General features: G+C 66.9%; 11 protein-coding genes. 3 read left to right on the top strand and 8 right to left on the bottom strand.

Annotated elements, in window-relative coordinates; genetic code table 11:
* Nucleotides 1-531: 531 nt before the first annotated feature.
* Complete coding sequence (locus tag IPJ17_20095) at nucleotides 532-3,930, bottom strand: TonB-dependent receptor (protein QQR73742.1); 3,399 nt, start codon at nucleotides 3,928-3,930, stop codon at nucleotides 532-534.
* Between the two features lie 58 nt (nucleotides 3,931-3,988).
* Nucleotides 3,989-5,206 (bottom strand): molybdopterin molybdotransferase MoeA, encoded by a 1,218-nt coding sequence (locus IPJ17_20090; GenBank protein QQR73741.1) that lies wholly within the window; start codon nucleotides 5,204-5,206, stop codon nucleotides 3,989-3,991.
* A gap of 85 nt (nucleotides 5,207-5,291) precedes the next feature.
* Between IPJ17_20090 and IPJ17_20085 the strand changes: the two genes are divergently transcribed.
* The gene (locus tag IPJ17_20085; GenBank protein QQR73740.1) at nucleotides 5,292-6,059 is read left to right on the top strand and encodes a DUF4388 domain-containing protein; all 768 of its coding nucleotides are present in this window, start codon (nucleotides 5,292-5,294) and stop codon (nucleotides 6,057-6,059) included.
* A 7-nt stretch (nucleotides 6,060-6,066) separates the two neighbouring features.
* Nucleotides 6,067-6,396: a zinc ribbon domain-containing protein gene (locus tag IPJ17_20080; GenBank protein QQR73739.1), complete on the top strand. Its 330-nt coding sequence runs from the start codon at nucleotides 6,067-6,069 to the stop codon at nucleotides 6,394-6,396.
* Between the two features lie 7 nt (nucleotides 6,397-6,403).
* Here IPJ17_20080 and IPJ17_20075 read toward each other — a convergent pair whose 3' ends face one another.
* The 6 genes from IPJ17_20075 to IPJ17_20050 all read right to left on the bottom strand — a co-directional run bounded on the left by IPJ17_20075 (nucleotide 6,404) and on the right by IPJ17_20050 (nucleotide 14,390).
* A complete protein-coding gene (locus IPJ17_20075) occupies nucleotides 6,404-7,705 on the bottom strand; it encodes a class I SAM-dependent methyltransferase (protein QQR73738.1) in 1,302 nt (433 codons plus the stop codon).
* A complete protein-coding gene (locus IPJ17_20070; GenBank protein ID QQR73737.1) occupies nucleotides 7,702-9,006 on the bottom strand; it encodes a hypothetical protein in 1,305 nt (434 codons plus the stop codon). Before IPJ17_20070 ends, IPJ17_20075 begins: the two co-directional genes overlap by 4 nt.
* Nucleotides 9,003-9,455 carry a hypothetical protein gene (locus tag IPJ17_20065; protein QQR73736.1) on the bottom strand — a complete coding sequence of 151 codons (453 nt, stop codon included), beginning with the start codon at nucleotides 9,453-9,455 and terminating at the stop codon, nucleotides 9,003-9,005. The genes IPJ17_20070 and IPJ17_20065 overlap by 4 nt, the downstream gene beginning before the upstream one ends.
* Complete coding sequence (locus IPJ17_20060) at nucleotides 9,439-11,787, bottom strand: YfhO family protein (protein QQR73735.1); 2,349 nt, start codon at nucleotides 11,785-11,787, stop codon at nucleotides 9,439-9,441. Before IPJ17_20060 ends, IPJ17_20065 begins: the two co-directional genes overlap by 17 nt.
* Nucleotides 11,788-13,724: 1,937 nt before the next feature.
* Nucleotides 13,725-14,033 carry a hypothetical protein gene (locus IPJ17_20055; protein ID QQR73734.1) on the bottom strand — a complete coding sequence of 103 codons (309 nt, stop codon included), beginning with the start codon at nucleotides 14,031-14,033 and terminating at the stop codon, nucleotides 13,725-13,727.
* A 129-nt stretch (nucleotides 14,034-14,162) separates the two neighbouring features.
* Nucleotides 14,163-14,390, bottom strand: coding sequence for a hypothetical protein (locus IPJ17_20050; protein ID QQR73733.1), 228 nt, complete (start codon nucleotides 14,388-14,390; stop codon nucleotides 14,163-14,165).
* Nucleotides 14,391-15,047: 657 nt separating this feature from the next.
* Here IPJ17_20050 and IPJ17_20045 point away from each other — a divergent pair.
* A complete protein-coding gene (locus IPJ17_20045) occupies nucleotides 15,048-17,339 on the top strand; it encodes a hypothetical protein (GenBank protein ID QQR73732.1) in 2,292 nt (763 codons plus the stop codon).
* Nucleotides 17,340-17,345 lie beyond the last annotated feature (6 nt).

Here is a 17,345-nt window from a genome sequence, read left to right as displayed (position 1 = left end):
AACCCCCTTGTGACCGAGGTGTGGGCAGAAGGTGCCGCGCGGGTTGTGAAGCTAAGTTGAGCCTCTTCAGTCTATCTTTGAAGGTAGGGCACCACCTCGGACTTGTCAATAACGCACGTCACGCGACTGGTAACTCAGTACTGCGAGTACACGGGGCAGACCAGGGAGGAATCGGTCGAGTGGCCCGTCAGGCTAGGTCTCGATCTTCTGCAAAGGTCGGACGCAATGGCCAGTGTGGCGGGTCGTCTGAGTGAGTCGAAGCTGTTGGTGCTTGCTCAGGTTGACCAATCGAAGTCCGGGGCTGATGCTGAGGACGACGCCCAATGGGCAGGTGCCCAAGATGGGCCTCCACAAGCGGATAGGGCTGGCAAGAGAGGCTCCCTTCGCAACGGCGCTGGCGGAGCTGGGACATCGTTCTCGGGCCGAGCGGGCGTCACCGCGGACATGAGCTCTTGAGGGACCTGCTAAGAAGAAAAAAGCGGGAGCGCCGAAGCGCTCCCGCCAGCCGACACCTTCAGCTGTCGCGCAGGTCTAGAAGGTGAACTTCAGACCGGCGCGGATGGTGCGGCGGGTCTGGAAGACATCGGCCGTAGTCGCTGAGCCCGCAACGCCCGGCTTCAGGTAGTACGGGTTGTTCTGCGTCGGATTCAGGCCGCCGGTCGAAAGCGGCGTGTGGCCGAAGAACCAGTCCTGGCTCCGATCGCAACCGGCGCTCGCATAGGCCGTGCAGAGGTCGCCGTTCGTCAGGTTCGGGTCGATGAGAACGGCCGTGTCCTCGTCGAACAGGTTGAGGACGTTCAGGCTGAGCTCGACCGTGTAGTCCCCGAACTTGAACGGATGGGAGACCATCAGGTCGGTCTGCGTGAGGGCGTCGGTGCGGCCCTTGTCGCCGCGGCCGAAGGCGAAGAACGGCACGCCCGCGTAGTTGACCTGCGTCGAGATCGGCGTGCCCGAGCCGTAGTACTGGTTCAGTCCAACCGACGTGCCCCAGCCGAACTGGTAGATGAACTGCGCGTCGACCTGGTGCGGGCGGTCGGTGTTGAGCTTGCCGTACACGGCCTTGCCGAACCGGTCGTACGAGTTGTGGACGTAGTCGAACAGCCGGTTGGTGTTCGGGCTGGTACGACCGAATTCGTCCGAGGAGGCGAGACCGGGGTAGTTGCCCTTGAGCTCGCTGTAGGTGTAGGCAACGTGCGCCGACCAGTTGTTGGCGAAGCGGCGGTTCCAGGAGAGCTCGATCGCCTGGTACTCGCGCTTGGCTTTCGGCTGGGCCGGGACGACACCCTCCGGATCCTGACCACCGACGCCTTCGCCCGGGTTACCGATGTTGTAACCCTCGATGCAGTTCGTCGGCGAGAAGCAGTAGAAGAAGCCCATGTCCTCGATGGCGTGGAGGACGTTCTTGTTGACGTAGCGGAAGCCGACGACCGAGGTCTTGGTGAGCTGGTAGTCGGCGCCGATCTGGTACTCCTCCTGCTGGAACGGCTTGAGGTCCGGGTCCACGCCGAAGAGCGGATCGTTCGGGTCGGCCGGGTAGCGGAGGTCGAGGGTGGCCGCCGGCGCGCCGAGGCCCGGGCAGGGGTTCACGTTCGCGTCGTTGATCGAGTTGGTGCAGTTGCCAGAGGCGAGGAGTCCCTGCCAATCGAGCGTGTTGACTGGCCAGAGGTACTCGATCCACTGGTCACCGCCAAACGAGCCGCGGATGTTCAGCTTGCTGATATCGTAGTAGTAACCCCAGCTGCCGTAGACCTTCAGCTTCTGGTCCGAGAAGACGTCCCACGCGAAACCGAGCCGCGGGGCGATCTTGTCGCCGAAGCCGAACTCCCAAGCGTTCTTGGCGCCATTCACGGCGGCGCTGTAGTTCGGGACCTCTTCCTTCTCGGATCGGATGCCGATGTTGAGAGTCAGGTTCGGCATGACCGACCAGCTGTCCTGCAGGTAGATGCCGAGGTTCTTGCTGGCTGCGGCGCCGAGGCTGTAGAACCGGCGGACTCCCAGTGATCCCTGGGTGCCTTGGACGCCGGCGCCGAAGCGATCCGGCAGGCCCCAGCGGAACGTGTAGAGGTTCACCTGCTCACCAGTGTCGGCGGTGTTCTTCAGCTTCTCGTACTGCACGCCGCCCTTGATGGCGTGGCTACCGGCCGCCTCGAAGAAGAAGTTGCTGTCGAGCGAAGCCGCCTCGCGCTTGTATTCGTCCGTGATCGCGCCGGTGACCGACGGCACGTTGAGCCAGCCAGCCGGGAAGTTCGTCGGATCCGCCGGATACGCCCGGTTGCGGAAGAGGATCTGGCCGCTGGGGAAGGTCCCCGATGTCTTCTGATCCGTGTCGTAGCTGCCGATGCGGCCCGAGAGATAGAAGCTGTTGCTCGGAATCCAGTCGGCGTAGAACGAATAGCTCGAAGTCGGGAACTTGTCGTCGATGTTGAAGGCGCTCTTGTCTCTCGCAAACGTCGAGCCGTCGCGCGCAGGAAGGATGTTGTCGAGCTTGCGCGGTGCGAAGTTGCCGGACAACTTGTAGAGGAACTGCGAGCCGACGTTGCCCTTGAGGTTGATCAGGTAGTACTCGCGGGTGTCGGACTGGGTGTACGACCTGGACCAGCCGAGCGGGGTGCGAGTCGTCTCGGTCTCGAGGTGGTCGTAGCCGACGTAGAACCAGGCTTTGTCCTTGACGATCGGGCCACCGATACCGAAGTTCGGCTCGGTGCGGGTGATGTCCTCCTCGGGGTAGCTGACATAGAGCTGACTGTCCGAGCAGTTCGGCGGGGAGCCAGCTGGGGCCGCCGGGCAGGTGTTGCGAACCGTCTTGCGTTCCTTGCCGTCCCAGCCGCGGTCGCCGTAGTAGAGACCGACGAAGCCCTTGAAGTCGTTCGAGCCGCTCTTGGTCACGGCGTTGATGACGCCGCCGACCGAACCGCCGAACTCGGCCGCGTAACCGGCCGACTTGACCTGAACCTCTTCGACGAAGTCGGTGATCAGGTTCTGGCCCGAGGTGCCGTCGAAGCCGTCGGTGGTGTCGACGCCGTCGATGACGAAGCGGTTCTCGGAGCCCGAAGCGCCGTCGATCGAGAGACCGCCGGCGAAGCCTTCCTGGCTCACGCCTGCCGCCAGGGTGGCGACCGAGGTGAAGTCACGCCCCTTGGGCAGCATCTCGATGTCTTCGGAGGTGATCGAGGCCGACGTCGAGGAGCCCTTGACGTCGATCTGTCCCGCCTCGCCGACCACGCTGATCGTCTCCGAGACCACGCCGACGCCGAGCGTGAAGCTCAGGGTGGCGGCCTGTCCGAGGGTGACGACCACGTTCTGCGGCTCGGCCGGGCTCAGGCCCTCGAGCTTGGCGCTGACGGTGTAGCGGCCCGGAGGCACGCGGGGGAAGCGGAACTCGCCGTTCGGCCCGGTGATCGCGGTCAGCTTGGCACCGCCGGCCTGCGTGGCCTCGACGGTCGCGCCAGGAAGCGCCTCGTTCGCCGAGTCGAGGACCTTGCCGGCGATCGAGCCGACCTGCTCCTGCGCGCTCGCCGGAGCCGCCAACGCAAACGCCACCAGGGCGATCGCGAAGACGGAGAGTCCGACTCTCCACAACGCTCTCTTGTCCATCAGTACTCCTCCCTTCGGTTGGATGGAACGCGCCTCCGAAACGACTTCGGTGGGCGCAACGACAAACCAGAACGACAGGCCCGCGATGCTATGACCGTTTCGATTCGACTGCCACTGTTGCCTCCGGTCGGACACCACGGCCATCGGGCGGGACCGGAATACGAGAGAACGGAATGGCGAGCGCTGCGAGATCCATGCCAGAGAAGGCGTTTGGGATGCTCCGGGAGCGGCGATCGAAGTAGCTGACGTGACTAGGTTTAATGCTGCGGCTTTGGGCTCGGTAAGTGGCGAGGAGCGACGGGAGGCGGCGGGATCCGGGCTGTTGATTCTCCACATCCAGGGGAATGAATCGCCGACTGCCCGAGTCGCCAATTCGGGCGGCGCTCCGGTGCTCTCACCGGTCCCGGCCGGACTCGGCGCCCGGGAGCGGCAGGATGTCGCAGATCCCGCCGACCGGGGTGGCGTCGACGCCCGGAGCGATCCGCAGCAGCGCTTCGGCGGCCGCGTAGGAGGGGAGGTCGTGCGAGCCACGGGACGGGACGAGGGTGGCAACCAGACCCCCGTCGGTTCGCCGCAGCCGGGCGGGCAAGAACCGGTCGCGGTTCTTGCCCCGGGGGATCGGTTCGCCGGCTATGGCGGCGAGTGACCCGGACCAGAAGCGGTCCGCGTGGCCGAGCAGGCGGCGAAGCGCCGGGCGGACGAAGAGCCACCAGGCGACCATCGCCGAGCCGGGATTGCCGGGCAGTCCAAAAGCCAGGCCCCGGGCGTGGCGCGCCACGACGAGGGGCTTGCCGGGCTGCATCGCCAAGCCGTCGAAGATCGTCTCGCAACCGGCACGCTCGAGCGCCTGTCCGACGAGGTCCAGCTCGCCGGCCGAGACGCCGCCGCAGAGCAGCAGCAGATCGTGCTCGAGACCGTTGGCGACCCGTGCCGCGAGCTCCTCGGGGTCGTCGCGCGAGATGCCGAGCGAAACCGCCGGGACGCCGAGGGCGTCGAGCACCGCCAGCAGGAAGTCACTGTGCGAGTCGCGCAGCTGGCCCGGGGCGGGAACGGCTTCGGGAGCGACGACCTCGTCGCCCGTGGCGAGGATCGCGACCGAGGGTCGCCGAGGAGCGGGCACCCGTTCGTATCCCTGGGACGCGAGGAGCGAGAGCACGCCGGGGGTCAGCACCTGACCGGCGGCGAGGAGCGGCTCGCCGGCCCGACAGACCTCGGCCTGACGCCGGATCGATTCGCCTCGCGGCACCGCGCGAGCGAAGCGCACCGTCTCGCGTCCGCGGTCGGTCCACTCGAACGGGGCGATGCGGTCGGCGTCGAGCGGTACCGGGGCGCCGGTCATGATGCGCAGCGCTCCGCCCTCGGCGAGGAGCTGCCCCGGCCGGTCCCCCGCCGCGACGCGCCCGTCGACGCGGCGTTCGTCGCCGGCGACGACCTCGCCGGCGAAGGCGTAGCCGTCCATCGCCGAGACGTCGGTGGGCGGCAGGTCGGTGAGCGTGGCGAGCGGCGCGGCGAGCACCAGGCCGCGTGCCGCTCGGCGCGGGACCCATTCGGCCGGGAGCGGTGCGAGATGCGACTCGAGCCGTCGCCAGCCTTCCTCGGGAGTCAGCAGCATGCCGCGATCCTCCGTCCTATAATCCAGCAGCCTACCCGACGCGCGAGCCCAGCTCGCCTGACGACGAACGCGACCCCGGCCTCCGATGGAACGCACCTACCAATACCGTGGCGACCTGAAGGAGACGGCGCTGCCGGAGATGCTCCACACGATCTACCGGACGCGCATCGCCGGCGTGATCGAAGCGAGTCGGGGCGAGATCGTCAAGCGGGTCTGGATCAAGGACGGCGACGTCGTTCACGCCGCGTCGTCCGATCGCGAGGATTCGCTCGGCTCGTTCCTGCGGCGCTCCGGACGCGTCCCGCCGGAGGACCTCGAGGCCGCCTCGCGCCAGCGCGGCGCCACCGCCCGGCGACTCGGCGAGCTGCTGGTCGAGCGCGGCGTCCTTTCCCCCGCGGCGGTCTACCGGGCGATCCGCGAGCAGGCCGAGGCGATCGTCTGGAGCCTCTTCTCCTGGGAGGAGGGGGTGGTGGCGTTCAGCATCGGCGAGGCAGCACCGCACGAGGCCGTGCGGATCCTCGTGCCGATGCGCCAGGTGATCGTCCAGGGGATCCGCCGCGCGCCGAACGCCAAGACGCTGATCGCCAAGCTCGGGCGCAAGGAGACGCTGTTCTCGCCCTGCTATCGCGTCGAGGACCTGGTGGAGATCGCGCTCGACGAGCGCGAGTTCCAGTTGCTGTCGATGGTCAACGGCCGGCGCAGCGTCTTCGAGCTCTGCACGCAGGGACCGCTTTCGCCGGCGGAAAACGGCAAGCTGCTCTACGCCTACTCGGTCCTCAACCTCGTCCGGCGCAGCGAGGGGGAGGAGGGGGGCGTCATCAAGATCCGAATGCGAATGGAAAGGGAAGGTTGAATCCGCCATGCCGATCTACGAGTACCAGTGCGAGTCCTGCGGCGAACGCAGCGAGCTGATCCAGCGGTTCGACGACCCGCCGGCGACGCTCTGCCCGCGGTGCGGCGGATCGCTCCGCAAGCTCCTGTCGGCGCCTTCCTTCCAGTTCAAGGGCTCGGGTTGGTACGTCACCGACTACGCGGGCAAGAATGCCGGGAACCGTCCGTCGGGCGAGGGTGCGGAGAAGAAGGAGTCGGCAGCCGCCGAGTCGAAGGGTGAGAGCTCCGCCGCGACGCCGGCGAGCGAATCGAAGTCCGAGAGCTCCGCGCCGAAGAGCGACACGAAGCCCGCGAGCTGAAGGTCGGTCAGGGCTCGTCGCTGAGCCCGGTGGCCCGTTTCATCGCGAACCAGGCGTCTCGCAGCTTCCAGAAACGGCTGGCATGAGCCGCTGCCAGGCGGTTCTGCGCCACCTCGAGCTCCCAGCCGAGGCGTCCGACTTCGAAGCCGGTGGCCGCGAGGCAGTCGGAGAGATGCTGTGCACGCAGGCGCTCGAAGCGCAGCGCGGCGCTGCCGAGCGAACCGGCGTGCAGCACGGTCGCCGCTCCGCCGCGATTGCAGGCGACGAGCAGCAGCGGCTCGCGGGCGGGGTCGTCCACGCCGGCCAGCGGAAGCTCGACCTCCCATCCGTGAACCTCCGGCGTGTCGACGCGGCGCAGGAAGCGCCGGTGCACGAGCGGCTCGCGGTCGCCGAGGCGGATCTCCAGCCTCTCCGGGGCCTCGCCGTCGCGACCGTCGACGCACCAGCCGCCGAGCCGGAGTTGCGGCCCTTTCTCGACGACGCAGCGATCGAGTTGGGCGCGCGGCCCCGGGTCGAAGGCCAGCGAGGTGAAGTCGACCTGACGATCGCGCACGACGAGGTAGAGGTCCTGGTAGTGCCCGTGGGCACGCGGCAGTCGATGACAGGAGAGTCCCTGGCCGGCCCCTTCGACGGCGCGCCGGACGAACGCCTCGCTCACCCAGCTCGTGCCGTAGAGCTCCCCTTCGAGCGAACGACTCTCGCTTTCGGGGGCGAAGGCGATCCCCATCGGATCGAGAGCGGCCCCGGTGGGCAGCAGCGAGGCATCGTGCACGGTGAAGGCGAGGAGACCGCCGGGCTCGAGCCGCGCGGCGAGCCGCTCCAGCCACGACTCGAAGCTGCCGGCCGGCAGATGAGAGAAGAGCGAGCTGACGAGAATGAAGTCGAAGCGCTCGTCGCAGCGGAAGTCCGCCGGCGCTGCTCCCGAGGCGATGGCGTGGACGCCGAGTCGTTCCGCCTGGAAGCGCACGGCGTCGGCGTAGATGTCGGAGGCCCAGATTCGTTCCGGCGGGAGGTCGTGCAGCAGCAGGCGCGTCACCCGGCCGAACCCACAGGCGAAGTCGAGGAAGCGCCCGACGTTGGCCAGGGAGCCGAAACGCCAGGCGGCGAGTTGACGGACCTCGTCGAGCACCGCGAGGCCGGTGGCGAAGTACTCGCCGTGCGCCGCCAGCGCGTCGCCGGCGTGGAGCTCGAGGGCGAAGAGCAGCATCTCGTCCTCGCCGTGGATCGAGCGACTGACCCGCCCAGGGGATGTGAGCCGGTCACCGAGAAGACGATCGATCAGCCGATCGCGAGCTGATGTCGACGTCATGGCTCGTGCCGAATGGCAGTTGTCCGCGCTTCGAGCCGCTCGCTAAGGAAAGCCACGAGGCCGATCAGGGCGAGCGGGATCAGGTTGACGAGGAGCCGTGGCAAGGTCGAGAGGATGTAGTAGGTCGGGTCGGTCTTCGCTGCGAAGTAGACGAGAGCATAGAACGCAAGCTGGGCGACGAGAACCCAGCCGAGGCGGCGGCTCCGGCGCGACAGCAGAATCCACGGCAGACCGAGAAGAACGAGCGGCATCCCCTGCCAGGAGCCCAGGCTGGCCACGAACAGTGAGGTCCGGAGGATCGCCGGCCCCCGGGCGAGCTCTGGCGCGCCGAAGGTCGTCATGCCGCGGAGCGCGAAGTGGTGGTTGAGGAGTAGCCAGGCGAGCGTCGAGAACGCCGCCGGCACGGCGGCGAGGGACCAACCTCGGAGGCGGTCATTCCAGGGGCGACGAACGTCGCCGGCAAGGTAGACGACCACCAAAAGCGCCGCCACGACGACTCCCTCGACTTTCGCCGCAGCGGCGAGTGCGGCTCCGGCCCCTAGACGCAGGTCGTTCGATCGATCCGGCGCACTGGCCAGCAGTGCGGGCGCCGCGATGAGCGACCCGAGCACGACGAACCAATCGGCAGCACCCGCCATCTGCTGACGGATGGCGAAGCCCGCGAGGCTGGCACCGAGGAGCGCCACAAGCGCCTGAAATCGCGCCCCGCGGGCCCCGGCAGCGGTAAGAGCGACCCTGCCGGCGACGACGGTGAGCGCGAGAAGCGTCGGCCCCCACAGCAAGAGCGGACCCTCCTCGAGGCTCTGCTGCAGGCGCATCGTGAGGGCCAGCACTTCGTTCCAAAGAGTCGGATAGTCCACGTGGATGCGCCAGTTGTCCGGCTGGGACAGGAACGCCCAGTCCACTCCGTCGGTCAGCGCGAACCGCCTGGCCTTCAGCCCCCAGTGGTAGATGAAGTCGGACGTCGTGCTCCAGCCGGCGAGCGCCGTGACGGCGAAGGCACCGATGGCTGCCGCGGCTAGAAGATCGCCGAAGCCGAGACTCCTGGTGAGGGACCTCGGCGCGAGGAGGCGCCGGCGGGCGAGAAGCGGAATCAGCGCGAGGCCGGCCGGCAGAACCGGGGCGAGAGCGCTCCACCCGATGCCGAGCAGCGAGGTCCCGACCATTCCGACATGCAGCAACAGGAGCCCGATGGCGAACGAAAGCGCAGGCTCGTCGGGGAGGTCTGCAATCCCCTGGTGGACGGACCGACCGATCAGAACGAGCAAGAGGGCGAGGCCCGGCGCGACGAGAAGGCTCACGGGCGTCTCCTGTAGAGCCCGCCCGAATCAGTGATCAATACCGGTTCGAATCTGGGGTCGTCGAAAGGGCGGCGCCAGGCGACGAGGAGGTCTCCCGAGCCGGGTTCCAGCGTCGACTCCGTCGTCAGCGTCCAGGAGAAGGTTGGGTAGAGATAGAGCGCCCAAAGCAGGAGGTGTTCCCGGGCTCCACCGAGATCGGATGGCGGCGCCAGCAGCAGTCGTGCGGACGGCGCGCTGCGACGGGTCGCTTCTCCCAGGAGCGCTTCGAAGGCGACGGCGTCGACTCCTCCGAGAATCCACTGGTCGGGCGGCATGGCGTGGGTTCGCGCGTACCGACCGGCATCGCGGACGACGAGGACCTGCCAGCAGACCGCCATCCCTTGAGCCAAGGCGAGCGTCCATAGCAAGGCGGTCGCCGCGGTGCTTGCCCGACTAGCCCGCGTGGACACGGCGACCTCCGCGTCGTCCGAAAGCGATCGCCAGGAGGCAGGCTGCGGCGACCGTCGCGAGCGCAGCTCCCCAGCGGAACCCCGGAGGTTCGAATCGAACCTCGACGCGATCCACGTCGCGGGGCACGACGACTCCGAGGAAGGCGCCGTTGACCGTGACCGTGGCGAGTCGCTGCTCGTTCGCAAAGGCTCGCCAGCCTGCCGCAGCTGGAATGGAGCTGGCGAGCAGGCTCGCCTCTGGCGCGGGCGCGAAGGCGAGCCGGGCGTAGCCCGGCCGTGTCGTCTCGATGTGGACAGGATCTCGGCGCGGATTGAGCTCGATGGGTACCGAGGCGTCGGGTTCCATCGCCACGGTCCACGGATCTCGCATGGCAGTGATCCAACCGAGGATCCTCTGCCGCTCGACACGCTCGACCGCGGCCGGGAAGAACCAGCGGGGGAGCGCGCATGCGTTCCGAAGAAGCACGAAAGGCGGGGACTCGTCGTGGTCGATACGCTCCATGCCGGGGATGGCGGGCAGATAGCGGTTGGTCAGGATCGATCTGACTCCGAGAAAGCAGGCCAGAGGGTGCTCGAGGTGGCGGACCGCACTGAAATAGGCGTTGGAGGTCGGTCGATAGCCGAAGGCCGCGCCCAGGACGTCGAGCTGGTTCTGAGGGGCCAGAGGATTGTGCGGACGAATGTCCTCGACACGATAGACCGAGAGCACCCCCGGGTAGGCGAGGAAGTCGTGACCGACCGCACGCCAGGGGCCGCCGGGCACGGTTTGCTCGGCCTGCAGGCGATCCATGAGAGGGGATCCTGAATAGAACTCTCCTGGACGACCGCGCGGCTGGTTGAACCAGGCGAAACCGACGAGGTCGACGACGGCGACCACAGCGATCCACCCGCGGCTTCCTCGGCCCGGCCGGGTGGTCGCGGCCGCGAGGCCAGCCCAACCCGCCAGGACGAATCCAGGAGGCCCCGCGAGCGTCGACGCCGTCGCGGTAGCTCCGAGCGCGAGAGCGTGTCGCCGGCGGCTCTCCAAGCGAACGACCTGTTGCAGGCCGAAGGCGGAGCAGACCGAGAGGGCCAGCAAGCCGACCGGCACGAATCGACTGTCTTCGACGAGACGCAGCCCGGGGGTCGAGCGAAGCATCGTCTCGAGCGGCGCGAAATCTGCAAGACCCAGCAGGGTGAGCCCACCGAAAGCAAGGAGCGGCCAGAACCGCCGGGGAGGGCGCCGCGTCGCGAGCAGTGAGAGTCCGAAGAGGCCGCTGATGCCGAGGTAGACGGTGGCCGGGTACGACCAGCCGGGGCGAGCTCCAGACAGCGGGTTCGGCGAAACGGCTCCGTCGAGATCCGGGTGGGGATGAAGAAGTCCGGAGAGATACCGTTGATGGTCCCCTTCGAACCATCCCGTCGCCTGCACGGTTTCCTGCCGCTGGTCGTTGGCGCGCTGCGAGCCTTGCGCCGTGGCGACGAGCGGGATCCACTGCACGGAGGCCAGCAGACAGCCGAGAATTCCAGCCAGCGCCGGAGCGGCAAGCGAGCGGAGTAGGCCGCGCCGACGCCGCTGCAGCGAGACGCCGAGAATCGCCGCGAGAGCGACCCCGGAGACCGCGACCTCGGGGTGTCCCCCGAGCATCAGGGCGGCTGTCGCCAGCGCGGTGGCGACGATGGCCGAACGATGCGCTCGGCGCGTCAGGACGACGATTCCTGCGGAGACCCAAGGGGCCCAGACGACTGCGCTCGAGTGAGGGAAGACGACCCACGGCGATACCGCGCCTCCCAACGCGAAGGAGGCCGCGCCGAACAGGCTCCAGGGTCGGCGGATTCCGAGCACCGTCGCCAGGACGATCGCCCCGAGGAAGCCGAGAGTGACCTTCGCCATCTCCTCGGCCAGGAGAAAGTGCTGGATGGGCAAGGGACGTGCGAGCCAGGCGATCGGCGACAGCGTCTGCGCCTGCAGATTCGACCAGAGATCGGACCCTCCTCCGAGCGCGTCCGACCACAACGGCAGGTGCCCTTGTCGAAACGCCCGACGGACCTCGAGCTCCCAGGGGAGGAACTGCAAGACAGCGTCGTTGCGTTGGTGGTCGTGCTGGTCCGCCGCCGTCGATGGCGGAATTCCCGGGAGGATGCTCCCCAAGGAGACCGTCGGGGCGAATAGTCGAAACGAAAGCAAGCAGGGCAACGCAACGAGAAGCGCCAGAAGTATTGCAGGCACCACCTCGCGGGCTCGCAATGTTCGATGGAGAAGCCTGGACAGTGCTCCGGCGATGCTGACCGAGGCCAACAAGACGCACGCGGCGCTGGCGAGAAGACTCATCTCGACGTGAAGAGTTTGCATTCGAAGCAAGAGTATAAGTTGCGGTTTCTGGCATCACTAGCCACGGGCCCCTCGGCAGCTCTCGAGCGCCCGACCTGGCTTCGGGGACTCCCCCGCCGAGAGCTAGACCACAGGCAGGTTGGCTTTTCAGCACGGCGACCTTGACTCCGAAAAGTCGCAGACCTAGTGGCTCGAGATTGGGGAGGAGAGCCCCTTGAATCCAGTTTGCTGGGCTCGTGGCCGAAGAGCGGGAGGTGTCGTTCCAGAGAGCGCGGTTGAGAATCTCGGAGCCGATCGGCGTTCCGGTCTCGTGGGTTCCCGGTCGCCTGAGTGGCCAAGAGGTCTGTCCCTGGTAGCGCCGTTCACTCCTGCCCCCACGTTTGACTGCCTGGCCGCCTATCGGCATGATGAGCGAGTTCGCCCCCTGGTCGACTATCTGAAGCAAGTGCCAGTTTTCGGGCGATCAAGTGAAGCGGTTGGCCGACAAAGGAGATCAAGTAATGAAAAAGGGAACCGTATTGGTTCTTGCCGGACTGGTAGCTATCGCTCAGTCCAGCGTTTCACTCGGGATCGCTGCGGCACAGTGCCCATTCGGGCCGTCGGGATACGAGACCGAGACCGCGGGCGGCCAAGCCATAGTTCGAGGTTCTGGCACTTGTTCGAACGGGCGACCGAAGACTTCCTACTACTCTCCATCTGGTACAAGCAGTCTCAACGGGAGCCAGTACCTTCTTTTCGTGCAGGGGGACGACGACATCTGCCTGCCACAACCGCCGTGGGATCGGATCTTCCTTCTACAACATCCAAATACCTGGGCTGGTCTGACGACGGCATTCGACCTCTCGGCCAAGACCGAGGTACTTCCTGCGGGTACGTCACAAGATCCGAACTACTTCTATGGCGGCCCCAACGTCTTCACAGACGCTGGCACCTACTATATGACCGCGAGCAAGAGCTGTGGCGCCGCCAACTTCAACGAAATCCTAATGGGTTGTTCGACAAACGGGACGACCTGGACTTGGCGCACTCTCTTCAAGACGCTCGCCGGCGTGAATGTCTCGGCTGCGAGCCTTCGCTACTCGATGATCGGTGGCGAGCACTACTGGTGGGGTTTCATCGAACTCTCGCCGGGGCAACATGTTCCGGCTGGCTTCCCTTCTTGCTCGGATTGCCTGAACCTGGGGAACTGCAGAACTGGCTATTCTGGACTCGGCGCCATCCGCGTTCATCTCACGAGCCACGCTACATCAAGCTGCTCGAGTCCCACTTGGGATAGGGTGGACATCTGGAGTTCCGGCCAGTGGAAGTCCGTGTCTGCGAATGGACAGTTCAACTTCGTACCGGACTATGTCAGCTTCCAGGAAGTAAATCCCAAGCTGACAAGTGTTGGAACCGGATGGGAGCTTTGGAGCACCTCGGTGTGCGAGAACAACCCGGGGGCCGGCTGTGGATCATGCAACTCAGGGAATCCGACCAATCCTGGCGCTGGCTTCCGCTATCGATCGGTGACGGCCAGCGCTACGGGCCCCCTCGCTGGCAATCCCCCTGAGCTCTTCTCTACCATTCGGTGCCTTCCTGGGAACTACCCGTCGAGCAGGTGGATGCCATTTCGAGTCGAGTGGACGAATTTGCTCTACTCTGCAACCAAGGACGCCGTCTGTTCGTCAGGAGGAGATGGTCAGTACATCATCGTGACCGGCCTGACGCCCTAGGATGCTGCTGAGAAACCCTGGCGGGACGACAAGCGGATGCCGAAAGAGCAGTTGTGACGGCTGAGATAGCCCAGCCACATCTCGTCCCGCAGAGCAATGCCGCTGGTCTCTCATGTCGTGGGTGGGCACGTGGTAGCCGCCAGATCGCGCTCTCGATCGAGGTCCAGGGCCCCAAGCGCGAACGATAACGCCCATTTGATGCGAGCCTGCCCTCGAACTCTCATCTTTCATTGCCTAGCGACACGCTCAAGCGAGGCCGGCACTCTTCCAAATCTTCGGCCGCGGCACTTCGCTGATTTTGGACCAGACATGCCAAGCCCTTCGCGGGCCGATGGCATTGCGCGCTACGGTGCCAGTCTGCGACCCGTGCGGGTTGACTCTGATCTGCTGCAACGCGGTGACCAGGATCGCCGAGTACTCGCCTTCGTAGGCTCCGAGGATGGAGAATTCGCCACGTTGAATAGGTTCGATCAAAGCGACGGCTGGGGCCCTCTCCGCGTAGCCGAAAGACACTGTCAGGCTCCGGACCACGGCGAGGTCCTTTCGATTCTTCATGACGACGTGCCCGAGGAGGCAGAGCGTCAACTCACGAGGGAAAGTCCGTCGGTAGCGCCGCGAGTCCGGGCCCGCGGTCGTGGTATGCGTCGAGTTCGAGCGCTTCTCGCCGCGGGAGTCGCCATTCGGTCACTCCAGCGGCTTGCCGTGCTTGGGTCGGAAGCACTTGCCCTCAGCGCACGCCTCGATCATCGTGTTGCCGACCGTGAAGCGCTTGTCAGACAGAGGTCTACTTCTCCACGACAGCCCGAGGATTTCGCCCAGGAGTCGCGATGCGATGTCGCCGCTGAGCAGTCGGGCGTAGCCCTTGGCGAGGCCGATCGGTGCCCAGACATTCTGGTCAAGGCCCTTGCCCACGAATCAGCGAATCTGCAGGTCGTGGCTGAACTCCTCAACCAGACGGCGTTCACTGCAAGTTCTGGGGAGCTCCATCAGTGGTGGCGAGCTAGGAATTCGAATCGAAGGAAACACGAACGGTCGATCCAAGAGCAGAACTCTCTGAAGCTCGACCTCAGCTGCTTGAGGCTTTCGTCCACCATGCGGAGAATCGCCCACACCATAGGGCCGGTGGAAATGTGCTGCTTCGACGAAGCGGTACCGAACGTTGCACCCTGACTACTCTCGTCTCCTAACATGTTGCCACAGGGTGCCTTCCTCTCGACCCGGAAAGAAGCCTGCACCGTGTTGCGGGTCTTCAGTGGCCGCCTCGCGACCTTGGCTGCAGGCGGTTCAGGTTATTTCTTGATGCGAAGTTCGTCTATCTGGTGTGCGTTGAACCCGGAGTCCGCAAGGGAGAGTCCAGAACCAGTTCAGGTTGCTTTCGCCGAAACCGAGCCCGGGTATCGCAAGAATGAAAAGCTCGGCGGCGATATTGGGCCGCTCATGGACTAGCTCCTTCTTGAGGTATCTGTGCAGTCACTGCCGCCGTATCTGCTGCTTGCGTTCGCGCTCTTGATGGGTGTGCATCGTGGAGTCACGAGACTGCCGCGAAAGTCGCGCTGCGTCCTACTCCTCTTGCCCCTCCTCTTCACCGGCGGCGCCATGCTGCGGGACACGGCCTACGCGCCGGCCGACATCGGCTGGAACGTCGAGCCGCTCCAGGCGGCGCGCGGCGAGTTCGGCGTGGCGTCCACCGCGCCCGGGATCTTCACCGACATCACCTCGCAGATCGCCCCGTGGCGACACGCCGTGCACCGGGCCTGGCGCGCTGGCGAGTGGCCGTTGTGGAACCCGTCGATGCTCTGTGGCGATCTGCTCGCCGGCACGGCCCAGGCGGCGCCCTTCTACCCGCTCGTGCCGCTGACGGTGTGGCTGCCGTTCCCGGTCTTCCTGACGCTGCAGACGGCGTTCGCCTTCTTCGTCGCGGCGCTCGGGGCCTGGCTCTTCTTCGCCGACCTCGGCCTCGGGGAGAGACCCGCGCTCCTCGGCGCCGCCGGTTGGGCCTTCTCGAGCTTCGTCGCCTTCTGGATCCACTGGCCAATGGGGGTGGCGGTCGGCTGGCTGCCGCTCGTGCTGCTCGGCGGCCGCCGGGTGGTGCGCGCCCCCGGAACGAAGTCGGCCCTGCTGCTCGCGGTTTCGCTCGCCTGTCCGCTGCTCGCCGGCCATCCGGAGACCGGTGTCCATCTCGTGCTCTTCGGCGCGGTGTGGGCGGCGATCGAGTGGCTGGTCGCGCGTCCGGTCCGACCCGGTGCCGTCGCCGTCTCCGGAGTGGCCGGGGGAGCGCTGGCGCTGGCGCTCTCGGCGGTCGCGCTCCTGCCGATCCTCGAAGCGTTGCCGCAGACCTTCGAGCACGCTTGGCGCAAGGCTGCGGCGGGCGTGGTGGCGCGGAGCGTGCCTTGGCCCGATGCGCTCCAGCATCTCGCGGCGAGCGCCGTGCCATTCGCCTTCGGTGTTCCGGGGGAGGTCGAGCCGCCGGTCCCTCCCTCCTGGCGGATGCCGGGGACCTCGTATGTCGGGAGTGTCCTGCTGCCGCTCGCTCTTCTCGGTCTGGCGCGGCGTCGCGAGCCGCGTCGTTTCGCTTTCGCGGCCTTCGCCGTCGTCGGCCTGGCCGCCGGCGTCCAAGCTCCCGGGATCTCCGAGGCGATCGCCAAGGTGCCGCTCTTCGACATCTCGCTCAACGAACGCCTCTTCTTCGTCGGCGGCTTCGGTCTCGTCGGCCTGGCGGCGCTCGGGCTCGCCGAGTGGCTCGAGCGTCCGGACCGGCGGCTCGGTCTGCTCGCCGGTGGATCGGCTCTAGCGCTCGCGCTCGTCGTCGCCACGGTGGGCCCCGCGCTCGTCGCCTCGGGCTTCTCCGCGCGCGGTGCCGCCCTTCGTGGAGCGGTTCTCGTTCTCGCACCGCTCCTGCTCGGTGTCGCCGCCTGGACGAACCGTCGCGGGTCCCGGGCGGGGCACGTCGCTGGACTTGCGTTGGTGCTCCTCGTCAGTCAGCGCCGGATCGAGATCGGGGGTCTCTTCCCGATCCACTCGGCCGACGCCTTCTACCCGCGAGTGGCCCCGCTCGATCGACTCGGCGCCGAGTCCACACCGTACCGGGTGGTCGGGCACGGCTACGGCCTGTTGCCGGCCACGGCCACGCACTACGGCCTCGAGGATCCGCGTGGCTATCAAGCGCTCACGCTGCGCCGGCTGCTCGAGCTCCACCCGCTGTGGAGCGTACCGATCCCCGTCTGGTTCAACCGCGTCGACGACCTCGAGGCGCCGCTGCTCGATCTGCTCAACGTGCGCTACGCGGTGACCTCCGAGAGCTTCGGTGGCGCCGCCGGATGGGAGCTCGTCGCCACCGGCCATGCCTCGCGCCTCTGGCGGAATCGCGAGGCGCTCGAGCGCGCCTTCCTGCCGGCGCGCGTGCGCTACACCCACGATGGTGCGGTGACCGTGCGCGAGATGCGGGAGACGCGGGATTTTTCGGCACTCGCCTGGATCGACGATCCGCGGCGCAGTGTTACACCGGCTTCGGCACTGACTTCGGCACCGGCCGAGGAGCCGAACGGGACCGGCCGGCTGACCCTCCGGGCGGATGGGGCCGGCTACCGGCTCTCGGCGAGCCTGGACCAACCCGCCTGGGCGATCGTCACGCTCGCGGCGTGGAAAGGTTGGCATGCGCGCTCGGCGGGGCGCGACTTGCCGCTCGCCTTCGGCGATCACGCCTTCCTGGCGGTGGAGTTGCCGGCCGGGGCGAGCGAAGTCGAGCTGTTCTACCGGCCGACCGGATTCGTCGTCGGCGGGGCGATCACGGCGACCGCCCTGCTCGGTCTGGCGACGGCCTGGGCGATCGGACGGCGGCGGAAGCGTTCTCCCGCCGCCTGACTCGGC

The sequence above is a fragment of the Holophagales bacterium genome (genome assembly GCA_016699405.1).
GTDB lineage: Bacteria > Acidobacteriota > Thermoanaerobaculia > Multivoradales > JAGPDF01 > JAAYLR01.
The sequence above is the reverse complement of the archived record's forward strand: the minus strand, read 5'-3'. Positions and strand labels throughout refer to the sequence as shown.